Annotated in this window: 15 protein-coding genes; 2 read left to right on the forward strand and 13 right to left on the reverse strand. The window is 67.3% G+C overall.

What is annotated here, in order from left to right:
- Positions 1-3: 3 nt before the first annotated feature.
- Positions 4-780, forward strand: coding sequence for a glycosyltransferase (locus ACMGEZ_RS28930; protein ID WP_436825723.1), 777 nt, complete (start codon positions 4-6; stop codon positions 778-780).
- On the opposite strand, the gene ACMGEZ_RS28935 is transcribed toward ACMGEZ_RS28930, so the two are convergent.
- The gene (locus ACMGEZ_RS28935) at positions 737-1,465 is read right to left on the reverse strand and encodes an FMN-dependent NADH-azoreductase (RefSeq protein WP_436825724.1); all 729 of its coding nucleotides are present in this window, start codon (positions 1,463-1,465) and stop codon (positions 737-739) included. The two genes, ACMGEZ_RS28930 and ACMGEZ_RS28935, sit on opposite strands and share 44 nt — an antisense overlap.
- A gap of 124 nt (positions 1,466-1,589) precedes the next feature.
- Here ACMGEZ_RS28935 and ACMGEZ_RS28940 point away from each other — a divergent pair, with 124 nt between their 5' ends.
- The gene (locus ACMGEZ_RS28940; protein WP_436825725.1) at positions 1,590-2,519 is read left to right on the forward strand and encodes a LysR substrate-binding domain-containing protein; all 930 of its coding nucleotides are present in this window, start codon (positions 1,590-1,592) and stop codon (positions 2,517-2,519) included.
- Positions 2,520-2,532: 13 nt separating this feature from the next.
- On the opposite strand, the gene ACMGEZ_RS28945 is transcribed toward ACMGEZ_RS28940, so the two are convergent.
- The 12 genes from ACMGEZ_RS28945 to ACMGEZ_RS29000 all read right to left on the reverse strand — a co-directional run bounded on the left by ACMGEZ_RS28945 (position 2,533) and on the right by ACMGEZ_RS29000 (position 12,302).
- The gene (locus ACMGEZ_RS28945) at positions 2,533-2,892 is read right to left on the reverse strand and encodes a DUF1428 domain-containing protein (RefSeq protein WP_436825726.1); all 360 of its coding nucleotides are present in this window, start codon (positions 2,890-2,892) and stop codon (positions 2,533-2,535) included.
- Positions 2,893-3,135: 243 nt separating this feature from the next.
- Complete coding sequence (locus ACMGEZ_RS28950; RefSeq protein WP_436825727.1) at positions 3,136-3,585, reverse strand: hypothetical protein; 450 nt, start codon at positions 3,583-3,585, stop codon at positions 3,136-3,138.
- A 131-nt stretch (positions 3,586-3,716) separates the two neighbouring features.
- Complete coding sequence (locus tag ACMGEZ_RS28955) at positions 3,717-4,622, reverse strand: SDR family oxidoreductase (protein ID WP_436825728.1); 906 nt, start codon at positions 4,620-4,622, stop codon at positions 3,717-3,719.
- A gap of 162 nt (positions 4,623-4,784) precedes the next feature.
- Positions 4,785-5,723 (reverse strand): glutathione S-transferase family protein, encoded by a 939-nt coding sequence (locus ACMGEZ_RS28960; RefSeq protein WP_436825729.1) that lies wholly within the window; start codon positions 5,721-5,723, stop codon positions 4,785-4,787.
- A gap of 22 nt (positions 5,724-5,745) precedes the next feature.
- A complete protein-coding gene (locus ACMGEZ_RS28965) occupies positions 5,746-7,386 on the reverse strand; it encodes an isovaleryl-CoA dehydrogenase (protein ID WP_436825730.1) in 1,641 nt (546 codons plus the stop codon).
- A gap of 26 nt (positions 7,387-7,412) precedes the next feature.
- Positions 7,413-8,429, reverse strand: coding sequence for an NADP-dependent oxidoreductase (locus ACMGEZ_RS28970; protein ID WP_436825731.1), 1,017 nt, complete (start codon positions 8,427-8,429; stop codon positions 7,413-7,415).
- A 12-nt stretch (positions 8,430-8,441) separates the two neighbouring features.
- Complete coding sequence (locus ACMGEZ_RS28975) at positions 8,442-8,903, reverse strand: PaaI family thioesterase (protein ID WP_436825732.1); 462 nt, start codon at positions 8,901-8,903, stop codon at positions 8,442-8,444.
- Between the two features lie 179 nt (positions 8,904-9,082).
- On the reverse strand, positions 9,083-9,880 hold the full coding sequence (locus ACMGEZ_RS28980; protein WP_436825733.1) for an SDR family oxidoreductase: 798 nt from the start codon (positions 9,878-9,880) through the stop codon (positions 9,083-9,085).
- 52 nt (positions 9,881-9,932) lie between these two features.
- Positions 9,933-10,136 (reverse strand): hypothetical protein, encoded by a 204-nt coding sequence (locus ACMGEZ_RS28985; RefSeq protein WP_436825734.1) that lies wholly within the window; start codon positions 10,134-10,136, stop codon positions 9,933-9,935.
- Positions 10,136-11,968 (reverse strand): acyl-CoA dehydrogenase, encoded by a 1,833-nt coding sequence (locus tag ACMGEZ_RS28990; protein ID WP_436825735.1) that lies wholly within the window; start codon positions 11,966-11,968, stop codon positions 10,136-10,138. Before ACMGEZ_RS28990 ends, ACMGEZ_RS28985 begins: the two co-directional genes overlap by 1 nt.
- Complete coding sequence (locus ACMGEZ_RS28995) at positions 11,965-12,168, reverse strand: hypothetical protein (protein ID WP_436825736.1); 204 nt, start codon at positions 12,166-12,168, stop codon at positions 11,965-11,967. The genes ACMGEZ_RS28990 and ACMGEZ_RS28995 overlap by 4 nt, the downstream gene beginning before the upstream one ends.
- The gene (locus tag ACMGEZ_RS29000; protein ID WP_436825737.1) at positions 12,165-12,302 is read right to left on the reverse strand and encodes a hypothetical protein; all 138 of its coding nucleotides are present in this window, start codon (positions 12,300-12,302) and stop codon (positions 12,165-12,167) included. Before ACMGEZ_RS29000 ends, ACMGEZ_RS28995 begins: the two co-directional genes overlap by 4 nt.
- Positions 12,303-12,467: the final 165 nt, after the last annotated feature.

Below are 12,467 nucleotides of genomic sequence, written 5' to 3' on the forward strand. Positions count from 1 at the left end.
CCCATGACCGACGAACCTCCCCGTATCCCTTACAAGCTGACCATGCTCAACGCGCAGCGCCGCCACATCCTCTGCATGAAGTGGGGCACCAAGTACGGCCCCGAGTACGTCAACCGCCTCTATGCGATGGTGCGCCGCCGCCTGCTGAGCGGCTTCCGCTTCACCTGCCTGACGGACGACCCGCAAGGCATCCGGTCCGAGGTGGAGTGCCAGCCCATCCCCGCGCTCGACCTGCCCGAGGGCATTCCCGAGCGCGGCTGGAACAAGCTGGCTGCCTTCTCCGCCGATCTGTACGGCCTGCGCGGCACGGCGCTCTTCCTCGACCTGGACGTGGTGATCGTCGGTGGACTCGATCCGTTCTTCGACCACCCAGGCAAGTTCCTCATCATCCGCGACTACAAGCGCAAGCGGCGTCTCACCGGAAACTCCTCGGTCTACCGCTTCGAGATCGGCGCGCATGCGGATGTGCTCGAGCACTTCCGCAACAACGTCGCCGAGGTGCGCACGGCATTCCGCAACGAGCAGGCCTACCTCTCCGATTTTCTGCACCGCCAAGGCAAACTCGACTACTGGCCGGCGCCCTGGTGCCCGAGCTTCAAGTACCACAGCATCCCCGCGTGGCCGACCAACTACTGGCGCGCGCCCTTCGTGCCGCCGGAGGCGCGCGTCGTGATCTTCCATGGCGAGTGCAACCCGCCGGACGCGCTCGCGGGCCAGCGCAAGCGCGCCCTGCGCTTCATCCGTTCAGCGGGCTGGGTCGCGGAGCATTGGCGGGAGTGATCCTCGCTTTTGCGTCAGGTCGAGTCGAGAGCTGGTCGACCAGGCGATCGACGGCACGCTCGGCCTGCGCAAGCGACTGCGCCAGCCGCTCCCCGCCGAACTCGTCGTACTCGACTGCAATCTCGTGCACGTCGTCGATGCCGATATAGCCGAACACCGAACGCACGCTGGCCTCCGTGTGGTTCAGATGCGCGAGACGCTGGCCCTCGCCGTAGCCGAAGTCGCCACGCGAGCTCAGCAGCACCAGGCGCTTGCCCGTGTCCAGCATCGGCCAGTACGGCACCTCGCCGCGCTCGCGGTCGAAGCCGAAGCTGCGGCCTACGCGCACGATGTTGTCGATGTAGGCCTTGAACTGCGCCGGCACGCCGAAGTTGTACATGGGCAGGCCCACCACGATCAGGTCCGCGGCGATGAGCTGGTCCAGCAGGCGATCGCTCTCGGCCAGCGCCTCCTGCATCCAGGACTCGCGCGCGGCCGGCGGCGTGAAGGCGGCGTGGACCCAGGGGCCCGTCACCGGCGAGGGCGGATGGCCGCCCACATCGAGATAGTCGATGCGGTCATCGGGATGTGCAGCGTGCCAACGCTCGACGAAGCGTGCCGACAGGCGCCGTGTGTGCGAACCATGCGGATGGACGTCCGAGCGGCCCGGCCGGGCGCTGGTGTCGATGTGCAGAAGCGTGTTCATGAAGAAGGCTTTCCTTGAGGTCGATGGATGAGAATGGCTCTTGTGTCGTACCCTCGCACGACACATCGGCCTGCATCGAATTTAGGTTGACCCGTGGCTCATCACAAACGACGATTTCTTCTTCATGGCTGAGATCATTTCATCCGTTAGGCCAGCCCGGCGCCTGCCGCCGCTGTCCGCGTTGCGGGCCTTCGAGGCGGCTGCGGCGCATTCCAGCTTCCAGCGCGCCGCTGCCGAGCTCTCGGTCACGCCTACCGCCATCAGCCACCAGGTGCGCGGTCTCGAGAGCACGCTGGGCCAGCCGCTGTTCCGGCGCATGACGCGGCAGCTGGTGCTGACGCCTGCGGGCCTGCGCCTGTTCCGCGCATTGCGCGAAGGTTTCGACACGCTGGAGGCCGGCGTGCAGGCCTTGCGCACGCGCGTTGAGGGCGAGACGGTCACCCTCACGGCCAACACCGCCTTCGTCGCCAAGTGGGTGCTGCCGCGGATCGCGGCTTTTCGCCTCGCCTGCCCGGGCATCGAGCTGCGGCTGCATGCGAGCGACACGCTGGTCGATCTTGCGCGCGGCGATGCGGATCTCGCGATCCGCTCAGGCCGGGGCGACTGGCCCGGCCTCGCGACCGCCGAGCTGATGGCCGAGCGCTATGCGCCGCTGTGCAGCCCGCGGCTGGGGCTGAAGCGCGCAAGGGACCTGCCGCAGCACCGCCTGATCCACAGCGACTGGCAGCCCCACGCGAGCGCACCCGCACAGTGGCCGCGCTGGTTCGCGGAAGCGGGCCTCGCGATGCCGGCGAGGCGTCGTTCCAAGGCGTCCGCCGGCCTCTCCTTCTCGGACGAGACCCATGCGATGCTCGCCGCACTGGCGGGCCACGGCGTGGCGCTCCTGAGCCTCACGCTCGCGGCCGAGGAACTGCGCAGCGGTGCGCTGGTGCAACCCTTCGGCCCCGCACTCGACACCGGCCGCTACTTCCTGGCCACGGCCAAGGGTCGGGAACGCGAGCCCGCCATACGTGCCGTGTGGGAGTGGATCGCCGCGCAGGCCGGCAGGGTCTGAGGCGGCCGGGGCCTCAGACCGAGACCAGCGTCTCGAAGCCGCCCCAGAACATGCGCTTGGCGTCGAAGGGCGAGTTCTTCGGATCCATCATGTCGGCCAGGCGCGGATCGCTCATCACCTTGGCATTGACCTCGTCGCGTTGAGCGCGCGACTCGAACACGATGTACGAGAAGATGACCAGTTCGTCGTCCTTCAGGTTCACGCTCTGCGGGAAGGACGTGAGCTCGCCCGATTTCACGTCGTCCGCCACGCACTCACGGTACTCGAGGGCGCCGTGCTCGCGCCAGATCTTGCCGGCCTTGGTGGCCATCTCGCGGTACTGCTCGAGGTTGCGCTTGGGGACCGGAAGAACATATCCATCGACGTAAGCCATGCAAGTCTCCTAGAGGTGGTGTGTGGATGCCTCCAAGCGTAGTGCGCCATGGCGCGATCGCAAGTGGGGCACGGTGTCGAAGGTTGTCCCGCTCGCCTTGAACATGTCCCCGCCGGAGGTGGACAAGCTTGTGGAAAAGTACCGGAGCAACTTCGCGAAGCCTTGTCCCACGGGGCCTCCCGCCAGATTGCCTGCTGAAGAAGCAGCGGGTTACAACTAAATGCAACAGATACAACGAAGGGACTATTTTTCGCGGAGCCAGGCCTCGGCGCAAGCTTCGAACAAGGGGATGTTCTGGTCCACCTCGTCGTGCAGGAATCGACGGGCGCCTTCGCGCACATGGCCGTCGAGGGCGATCCAGGCCTCCCACAGACGGCTGTCCGCCGGCGGCGGCGTCGCCTCCCACACGGTTGCAACGATGGGCAAGGTCTCCGCCGGCGGGAGGTCCGACCAGATGATCCCGAGCTTCGACAGCAGGCCCGGCTGTTTGCCGAGCTCGATGCCCGTTCGGACCTGGCCGTCCTCTTCCACGATGACGGGGCTGAGGCCGCCTGAAAGCAGGACACTCAGCAGCTCGGCGGGGGTGGCCTGCCGGATCCATTCGTCGGCGCGCCGCGCCAGCTGGGCGCCCAGATCGGCCTTGGTGAGGTGCTGATGCACCGGCCCGTAGTCGCGCTGCGGAGCGTCGGGCATGGCATAGGCATGGTTCAACATCCCGCCAGTGTCACCAAAGCAGGTGCACTGTCTGCCAGCGCAGGCCTACGCGCCTGCCCTCCTGTGTCCGACTCCGGGCACCAGGCACGCCATGCGCGCCGGGCGGGCGCTCAGGCGCCGCGCAGTTGGGCGCGCAGCTGCGCGCCGATCTCCGGTCGCTCCAGGAAGGGATCCGCCGGGTTGGCGATGGCGACGATGCTCTCCATGCGGCTCCTCACGTTGCCCAGTGCCTTGGGGTGGCTGAAGATGTAGAACTGGTTGGCACTGATCGCCTCGAAGACCTTGTGCGCCACCTCCGCGGCGGTGATCTTGCCGCTGCTCACCGCCTTGTTGCTCATGGCCTGGCCGATCAGCTGGCTGCGGGTGGGCTTGTCGGCGGCCAGTGCGCCCGGCCGGTTGCGCTCGCTGCTGGTGATCCCGGTGGGCACGAAGTACGGGCACAGCAGGCTCGCGCCCACTTGGTCGGTGATGAGCTTCAGGTCCTGGTAGAGGGTTTCGGTGAGGCTCACCACCGCGGCCTTGGCGGTGTTGTAGATGCCCATGTTGGGCGGCGTCAGCAGGCCCGCCATGCTGGCGGTGTTGACGATGTGGCCGCGCCAGGACGGGTCGGCAGCCGCGGCCTCGAGCATCATCGGCGTGAACAGCCGCACGCCATGGATCACGCCCCAGAGGTCGACGCCGAGCACCCATTCCCAGTCGGCGACGGTGTTCTCCCACACCAGCCCGCCGGCGCCCACGCCGGCGTTGTTGAAGACGAAGTTCGGCGCGCCGAAACGCTCCTTGACGTCGCTTGCAAGCTGTTCCATTTGGGCCGCGTCGGCGACGTCGACCTTGCGCGCCATGACCTGGGCGCCGGCCGCCTCCATCTCGGCACGCGCCTTGTCCAGCGCGTCCTGCTGCACGTCGACCAGCACCAGGTTCATGCCGCGCGCCGCGCCGATGCGTGCGCATTCGAGGCCGAAGCCCGAGCCGGCACCGGTGAGAACGGCGGTGGTGCCTTTGAAGTCCTGGATCATTGGGGGTCCTTGTTAAACGGAAGCGCGAACTGAACGCAGGAGCGCGAAGTTTTCGCGGAGGTCGCAGAAGAAAGCACTCGAAAAATTTTGGCTGTTCTTCTGCGACTTCTGCGTAACCTCTGCGACTCCTGCGTTCGGCCCCGTGTCCGATGAGTCTCCGATTCAGTCCTCGACCTTGCGCAGCGTGTACCCGATGCGCGGAAAGTGCACATGCACCGTGCCCGCGCGCGGGTCGGTGCGGCGCAGCGTGTAGTGCGTGCGGGTGGCCGCCATCAGCTCGCCCTCTGTGGGCTCGGGGCCGAAGCTCTCGGCTGCGATGGTGACGCGCGCGCCCAGTGGAATGCCGTGCTCGTCCTGGAAGGTGCTGTCGGACAGCAGCGTGTGCGGCGTGTTGGCGGCGGCGACCTCGATGGCCTGTGCCGCGTCGAAGCTCTCCATCGCGCCATGGCCGATGGCGGCCATGCGGTCCATCCAGTCGGTCACGGCGGGCGTGATCTGCAGGATGTCTGCCCTCGAGGGCGTGCGCCTGCGGGTGAACCACAGTGGGTGGTAGCAGGAGAAGTCAGCCACCGTGGGATACGCGCCGACCAGGTAGTCGGTGTCGTCGAGCATGTCGGACATGCGCCGCAGGTACGACTTGTACGCCGCCGCCGCATCGCCCGGCCGGTGCCGCACCATGTTGGCGCTCATGGCCTTGCGGTCTTCGCCGAAGGCCTTCGCGGCTTCGGGCGGCGCCTTGCCGAACAGGTCGGCCGCACCCTTGCCGCTGAAGCTGTAGGCCATTGCGGCCCAGAAGAGGATGGTGTCGCCCCACTGCGCAACCACGCGCTCCAGGCCCTTGCCCGGCTCGGGATAGAGCGAGGGCAGCGGCGCGACATGCTCCAGCACGTCGCAGATGAGCGCGGTGTCGCAGTAAATGTCGGCGCCGATCTGCAGCACCGGCGTGCGGCGGTAGCCGCCGGTGAGCGCGACCAGGTCGGGTTTGGGCGCGATCTGCGGAATGATCACCGACTTCCAGGCCAGCTTCTTGTAGCCGAGCACGAGGCGCAGCTTCTCGGAGAAGGGCGAAGTGGCGTAGTGGTGGAGGATCAGGTCTGGCATGAGGTCCTAGCTTCCTGGCGGCTCAGCGGGACTGGGCGCGCGCGATGATGGAATCGAAATCGGTGCCTGCACCCAGCGTGCCGAAGGCGTGGCCCCAGTCGCCGCCGAGGCGCGAGGCGCAGAAGGCCGCCGCGACCGCAGTGGGCGCGGTCTGCACCAGCAGCGCGGCCTGCACCGCGAGCGCTACATCTTGCGCGAGGCGACGCGCCTCGGCTTCGGTGGCCATGGCTTCGATTCGTGCGGGCAGCGCATCGGCCAGCCGGTCGAGGGCGGCATCGCTGCCGCGGGCAGGTTTCAGTTCCTGCGCGAGCGCGGCGATGGCGTCGCCCTTGCGAAGCCCGCGCAGCAGGTCGAGCGCCATGATGTTGCCGGCGCCCTCCCAGATCGAGTTGAGCGGCATCTCGCGGTAGATGCGCGCCATCACGCCCTCGCCGCCCTCCTCCACGTAGCCGTTGCCGCCGAGGCATTCCATCGCCTCCTGCGCGAAGTGGCTGCCGCGCTTGCAGATCCAGAACTTGGCCACCGGCGTGAGCAGGCGTGCCATCAGGCGCTCGTGCGCATCCTGCTGTCGATCGAAGGCGCGCGCCAGGCGGATCGCCAGCGCCGTGGCCGCTTCGCTTTCGAGCGCGAGGTCGGCCAGCACGTTCTTCATCAGCGGCTGCGCGAGCAGCGGCTTGCCGAAGGCCTGCCGCTGCGACGCATGGTCGAGCGCGACGCTGAGCGCCTGGCGCATCAGGCCGCTGGTGCCGAGGGCGCAGTCGAGGCGGGTCATGGTGCCCATCTCGAGAATCTGAGGGATGCCGCGGCCCTCTTCGCCCACCAGCCAGGCGCTGGCGCCGTGGAACTCGACCTCCGAGCTGGCGTTGGCCTTGTTGCCCAGCTTGTCCTTCAGGCGCTGGATGCGGATCGCGTTGCGGCTGCCGTCATCCAGCACGCGCGGCAGGAAGAAGCAGCTGAGGCCCGCCGGGGCCTGCGCCAGCACCAGGAAGGCGTCGCACATCGGCGCGGAGAAGAACCACTTGTGGCCCGTGATCTCGTAGCGCTCGCCCCAGGCGTCGCTGCCTGCGCGCACGGCGCGCGTGGTATTGGCCCGCACGTCGGAGCCGCCCTGCTTCTCGGTCATGCCCATGCCCATGGTCACGCCGGGCTTGTCGCGCCAGGGCTTGAGGGCCGGGTCATACCAGAGGCTCGCGAGCTTGGGCCCCCAGTCGGCGTGGATGGCCGGGTTGCCGCGCAGCGCGGGCGTCACGGCGTAGCTCATCGAGATGGGGCAAAGGATGGATGCCTCGAGCTCGGTGAAGAGCATGAAGCCGGCGGCGCGCTGGACGTGCGGCGAGTTCGATGCACCCGTCCACGGCGTCCCATGCAGGCCCGCCCCGACCGCCGTCTTCATCAGCACGTGGTAGCTCGGATGAAATTCGACCTCGTCGATGCGCCGGCCGTAGCGGTCGTGCGTGTGCAGCACCGGCGGGTTCGTGTTGGCCAGCCGGGCATGGACCTGCATCTCGGCAGACCCGAGCACGCCGCCCAGATGCGCCAGCGGCGAAAGCTCCAGCTGCGGCGCATTGAACTTCAGCGCAGCGGCGAGCGGCCGGTTGCTCTCGAACAGGTTGTAGTCCGCCAGCGGCGTGGGCTGGTTGAAGACCTCGTGCGTCGCATTCATCGCGGCCTCCTTGATCGATACGAAGCCTAGATCAGCTTCACCAGTTGCTTGCCGAAGTTCCTGCCCTTGAGCAGGCCCAGGAAGGCCTCGGGCGCCGACTCGATGCCCTGCGCCACCGACTCGCGCGGCCTGAACTTGCCGCTGCCGACCAGCTGGCCCAGCTCGGCCAGCGCCTCGGGCCAGATCTCCATGTGCTCGCTGACGATGAAGCCTTCGAGCTTTATGCGGTTGATGAGGAACAGCGCCGGATTGGCCAGCGGCACCGGCTGCCCGTCATAGCCGGCAATCATGCCGCACAGCGCGACGCGCGCGAAGGCGTTGGCGCGCAGCAGCACCGCATCGAAGATGTAGCCGCCGACATTCTCGAAATAGCCGTCGATGCCATCGGGGCAGGCTTCCTTGAGTGCGGCGCTCATGCTCTTCGCGTCGGGATGCTGCTTGTAGTCGATGCAGGCGTCGAAGCCGAGCTCGTCCTTCACGTAGCTGCACTTGTCCGCACCGCCCGCGATGCCGACCACGCGGCAGCCGCGTGCCTTGGCCAGCACACCGACGGCACTGCCGACCGCGCCGCTGGCGGCCGTGACGACGACCGTCTCGCCGGCCTTCGGATCGATGATCTTCACCAGGCCATACCAGGCCGTCACGCCCGGCATGCCGACGGCGCCGAGGTAATGCGACAGCGGCACCTGCGTGGTGTCCACCTTCTTCAGCGCGCCGGGCTGCGAGGCATCGACCACGCTGTATTCCTGCCAGCCGCCGAAGCCGACCACCTTGTCGCCCACCGCGTACTTGGGATGCCGGCTCTCGACCACTTCGCCCGCAGTGCCGCCCTGCATCACCTGGCCCAGCGGCTGCGGCTGGGCATAGCTCTTGGCGTCGTTCATGCGGCCGCGCATGTACGGGTCGAGGCTCATGTAATGGTGGCGCACCAGGACCTGGTTCTCCTTCAGCGGCGGGGTCTCGACGCTCACAAGCTTGAAGTTGGAGGCGACGGCTTCGCCCTCGGGACGGTTGTCGAGAATTTGCTGGCGATTGGTGGGCATGCTGAGTCTCTGTTAGTCGGTGGAAGGCGGGCGCATGGCGTTCGCGCTGCCGGGGCCGGTGGGCAGGCGCCGCTTCACGTACTTGAAGGTGCCGGTGGCATGGGCGCAGGCGCGCTCCTGCTCATCGTAGATCGTGGCCTCGACGAAGGCCAGCGTGGCGGTGCGGTGCATCAGCCGGCCGCGCGCATGCAGCGGGCCGATGGAAGGCTGCATGAAGCTGGTCTTCATCTCGATGGTGACGACGCCGATCTCGGGCGTCTGGCTGCGCGCGGCAGCGGCCATGGTGATGTCCAGCAAGGTCATGCAGGCGCCGCCATGGGTCACGTCGAAGGTGTTGAGGTGCTCGGGCTTGGCCGTATAGCGGATCTCGGATTCGCCGCCCTCGAACTTCGTGAGCTCGAAGCCCAGGTGGCGCGCAAAGGGGATCTGGCTCGTGTAGGAGCGGATGTTGATGTCGGCGTGTTCAGATGGCATGACAGGTCATCGACAGGTGATTTTTCCAGGAACACCGCGGAACCGGCTTTGCCGGGCCGCTGATGTTGCCGCGGCTCCAAGCCTGCCTGCGCAGGCTTGGACGGCCTGAAGGGCAAGGCCTCTGGCCGCAGCACGCTGGGCGGCTACACGAAGTGAGCCAGCCTGGGGGGAGCTCATTTTCAGGCGGCACCCAGCACGACACTGACGCCGCCGTCCACCGCCAGCCACTGGCCGGTGATGTGCTTGCCGGCATCGCTGGCATAGAGCAGCGTGATGCCCTTGAGGTCTTCCTCGTCACCGAGCCGGCCCAGCGGAGCCGCCGCGGCCATCTTCTCCTCGCCCAGCGACTTGATCAGGCCGGCTGCCATCTTGGTCATGAAGAAGCCGGGACAGATCGCGTTGACGTTGATGCCGTAGCGGCCCCATTCGGCCGCGAGCGTCCGGGTGAAGCCGATCACCGCGGTCTTCGAGGTGTTGTAGGCCAGGGTCCGAATCTCGGGCGGATTGCCGTTCAGGCCGGCGACGGAGGCGATGTTGATGATGCGCCCGCTCTTCTTCGGGATCATGTAGCCGCGCGCGATCTGCTGCGCGAGGATGAAGTAGCCGCGCACGTTGAGGTTCATCACCTTGTCCCAGGCCTCGACCGGATGGTCCTCGGCCGGCGCGCCCCAGCTGGCGCCGGCGTTGTTGACCAGGATGTCGACCGCGCCCAGGCGCTCCAGGGTCTCGTCCGCGAGGCGGCGCGTGTCTTCCTCCTTCGAGCAGTCGGCCGCGATCCACCGGGCATCGATGCCCGCCGCCTGCAGCTCGGCCGCGGCCTGCTCCAGGTCGTCCGCCTTGCGCGAGCTCAGCATGATCCTGGCGCCGGCCTCGCCCAGCGCGTGGGCCATCTGCAGGCCCAGGCCGCGGGACCCGCCGGTGACCAGGGCGACCTTGCCGCTCAGGTCGAACAGTTTCTGGAAGCTTCGTGCGCTCATGTTTCTTCTCCGGGTTCAGGGGGTTTCATGGCCGGGCAACTCGATCTCGTGATCATGGCTTGAGCCTCGAGCGAACGTAGATGAGGACGACGCCGACCACCGCCAGCGCGACGCCGGGCATGGCGATCGACCAGCCCAGCACTTCGTTGGCGCGGCCGGTCGCAATGCCGAGAATGAGCAGGAACAGGCCGCCGTAGATCAGGATCCAGATCCACTTCTCCAGCGTGGCGTGGGGCTTGGGCTGCGTGCCGCTCATCAGAAGGCTTCCTCGGGCAGGGTTGTGCAGGTCGGGTCGCGGCGCTCCACCACCTGGAGCCAGGCGCCGATCTTGGGCAACTCGTAGTGAAAGAAATAGTCGGTGGCGCCGACGCGGCCCGCAGTGGCCGGCAGCGCCCTGGCGCCGTCGCTGCGCAGGGCACACTCGGCAACGTCGAGCCAGATCCAGGCCAGCACCGTGTGGCCGAAGGCCTGCATGTAGGGTACGGCGTTGGCCAGGGCCTCCTGCGGGTTGCCGGTGGACCAGGCGGCGCGCGTGGCGCTGCCGATGTGTTGCAGGGCCTCGGCCAAGGCCTTCGCATGCGCGGCCAGCGCGGGCACAGGCGAGGCGCGGGCAATGGTGTCGGTGATGCGCGCCGCCAGCAGCTGCAGGCCGCGGCCATCCTCCATCAGCACCTTGCGTCCCAGCAGGTCGGCGGCCTGGATGCCGTGCGTGCCCTCGTGGATCATGTTGAGCCGGTTGTCGCGCCAGTACTGCTCCACCGGAAAGTCGCGCGTGTAGCCGTAGCCCCCATGCACCTGGATCGCAAGCGAGTTGGCCTCCAGGCACCATTCGCTGGGCCAGCTCTTGGCGATCGGCGTCAGCACTTCCAGCAGCAGGCGCGCATCGTCGGCGGCCTGGGTGTCGCCGGTCTTCTGCTCGTCGACCAGGCGCGCGCAGTAGAGCTCGAGCGCGAGCGCGCCTTCGCAGTAGGACTTCTGCGCGAGCAGCATGCGTCGCACGTCTGCGTGTTCGATGATGCGGACCTGCGGCTTCGCCGCATCCTTGCCCGCCGGCCCCGCGGGTCGGCCTTGCGGCCGGTTCTTCGCGTACTCCAGCGACGCGTAATAGCCGGCCATGCCCAGCATGGTGGCCGCGGTGCCGACGCCGATGCGGGCCTCGTTCATCATGTGGAACATGCAGTGCAGGCCCTTGCCGGGCTGGCCGACCAGGTAGCCGATCGCGCCGGGCTTGCCGTCGACCGGAAACTTGCCTTCGCCGAAATTCAGCAGCGTGTTGGTGGTGCCGCGCCAGCCCAGCTTGTGGTTGAGGCCTGCCAGCGCGACATCGTTGCGCTGGCCGGTGAGCCGCCCTTCCGTGTCGACCATCTTCTTCGGCACGATGAACAGCGAGATCCCGCGCGTGCCCGGAATCAGCTTGCCGTTCTCGTCCGGGATCTTCGCCAGCACGATATGAACGATGTTCTCGGTCAGCTCATGATCGCCCGCCGAGATCCACATCTTGTTGCCGGTGAGCCGGTAGCGCGGGCCCAGCGGATCGTCCTGGAAGTCCGGTCCGTCCGGCACGGCGCGCGTCGCAACGTCGCTGAGGCTCGAGCCCGCCTGCGGCTCCGACAGGCACATCGTGCCCGACCAGCGGCCTGAAAACTCGTTCTTCGCGAACACCGCCTGCTGCATCGGCGTGCCGTGCACCATCAGCAGGTTGGCGTTGCCGCTGGTCAGCATGTTCGAGCCGATGCTGACCGAGGCCATGGCGAAGAAGCCGTTGGCCGCCGCCTGCAGGGTGTAGGGCAGCTGCATGCCGCCGATGTCGTAGTCCTGCGCGGCGCTGAGCATGCCCGACTCGACGAAGGCCTTGTGGGCCTCGTGCGTGGCCTGCGGCAGGATCACCTTCTCGCCATCGAAGTGCGGCTCCTGCGTGTCGACGATGCGGTTGTACGGCGCGTACTTCTCCCGGGCGATGCGCTCGCAGGTGTCGAGCACGGCGTCGAAGGTCTCGCGCGAGTGGTCGGCGAAGCGCTCGCGCTGGTTGAGCGACTCGGCGTCTAGCCAGTCGTAGAGAAGGAAATCGAGGGTGGGACGAAGGCTCATGGCTTGGACGCGCCGGGAGGACGCGATTCGAGCGACCAGTCCTGCGCATCCTCAGGAACTAGAGGCAGTGGTCTCAGGAGTTGACGAATGCGCGGCTCGGCGCGCGCGAGCAAGTCGGGGTTCTGCCGGTAGGCGGCCAGAATGAATGCGCGATTGGCTTCAATCTCACGCAGCAGCCGCAGATTCGATTCAGCACTCATGATGTGGGCCCGCCAAGCTTTTTGAGTTCTTCGATGTCGATCACATCCTTGGTCCGGCCCGTTCCGGTCTTCATTGCAATCAAGTGCTCGATGGAGGCAATGGGAACTTCGAGCTTGCCGATGCTGCGCAGCATCAAGCGACTGAAGAAGGTCGAACATGCTCATGGCGCGATGGTAGATGAGCGTGCCCCAACTAGGTCGTGATCACGAAGTGACAGATCCGTGCTCAAAGCACCTCGAACACCCCCGCCGCCCCCATCCCGCCGCCGATGCACATCGTCACCACCACCTTCTTCGCG

The sequence above is a fragment of the Variovorax stachyos genome (assembly GCF_051400855.1).
Classification (GTDB): domain Bacteria; phylum Pseudomonadota; class Gammaproteobacteria; order Burkholderiales; family Burkholderiaceae_C; genus Variovorax.

Coding starts and splice junctions, on each gene's coding strand:
- ACMGEZ_RS28935 (WP_436825724.1), bottom strand. CDS start 1,465: ATGAACACGCTTCTGCACATCGACACCAGCGCCCGGCCGGGCCGCTCG.
- ACMGEZ_RS28965 (WP_436825730.1), bottom strand. CDS start 7,386: ATGAATGCGACGCACGAGGTCTTCAACCAGCCCACGCCGCTGGCGGAC.
- ACMGEZ_RS28980 (WP_436825733.1), bottom strand. CDS start 9,880: ATGAGCGCACGAAGCTTCCAGAAACTGTTCGACCTGAGCGGCAAGGTC.
- ACMGEZ_RS28950 (WP_436825727.1), bottom strand. CDS start 3,585: ATGCCCGACGCTCCGCAGCGCGACTACGGGCCGGTGCATCAGCACCTC.
- ACMGEZ_RS28970 (WP_436825731.1), bottom strand. CDS start 8,429: ATGCCCACCAATCGCCAGCAAATTCTCGACAACCGTCCCGAGGGCGAA.
- ACMGEZ_RS28940 (WP_436825725.1), top strand. CDS start 1,590: ATGGCTGAGATCATTTCATCCGTTAGGCCAGCCCGGCGCCTGCCGCCG.
- ACMGEZ_RS28945 (WP_436825726.1), bottom strand. CDS start 2,892: ATGGCTTACGTCGATGGATATGTTCTTCCGGTCCCCAAGCGCAACCTC.
- ACMGEZ_RS28990 (WP_436825735.1), bottom strand. CDS start 11,968: ATGAGCCTTCGTCCCACCCTCGATTTCCTTCTCTACGACTGGCTAGAC.
- ACMGEZ_RS28930 (WP_436825723.1), top strand. CDS start 4: ATGACCGACGAACCTCCCCGTATCCCTTACAAGCTGACCATGCTCAAC.
- ACMGEZ_RS28985 (WP_436825734.1), bottom strand. CDS start 10,136: ATGAGCGGCACGCAGCCCAAGCCCCACGCCACGCTGGAGAAGTGGATC.
- ACMGEZ_RS28995 (WP_436825736.1), bottom strand. CDS start 12,168: ATGAGTGCTGAATCGAATCTGCGGCTGCTGCGTGAGATTGAAGCCAAT.
- ACMGEZ_RS28955 (WP_436825728.1), bottom strand. CDS start 4,622: ATGATCCAGGACTTCAAAGGCACCACCGCCGTTCTCACCGGTGCCGGC.
- ACMGEZ_RS28960 (WP_436825729.1), bottom strand. CDS start 5,723: ATGCCAGACCTGATCCTCCACCACTACGCCACTTCGCCCTTCTCCGAG.
- ACMGEZ_RS28975 (WP_436825732.1), bottom strand. CDS start 8,903: ATGCCATCTGAACACGCCGACATCAACATCCGCTCCTACACGAGCCAG.
- ACMGEZ_RS29000 (WP_436825737.1), bottom strand. CDS start 12,302: ATGCTGCGCAGCATCGGCAAGCTCGAAGTTCCCATTGCCTCCATCGAG.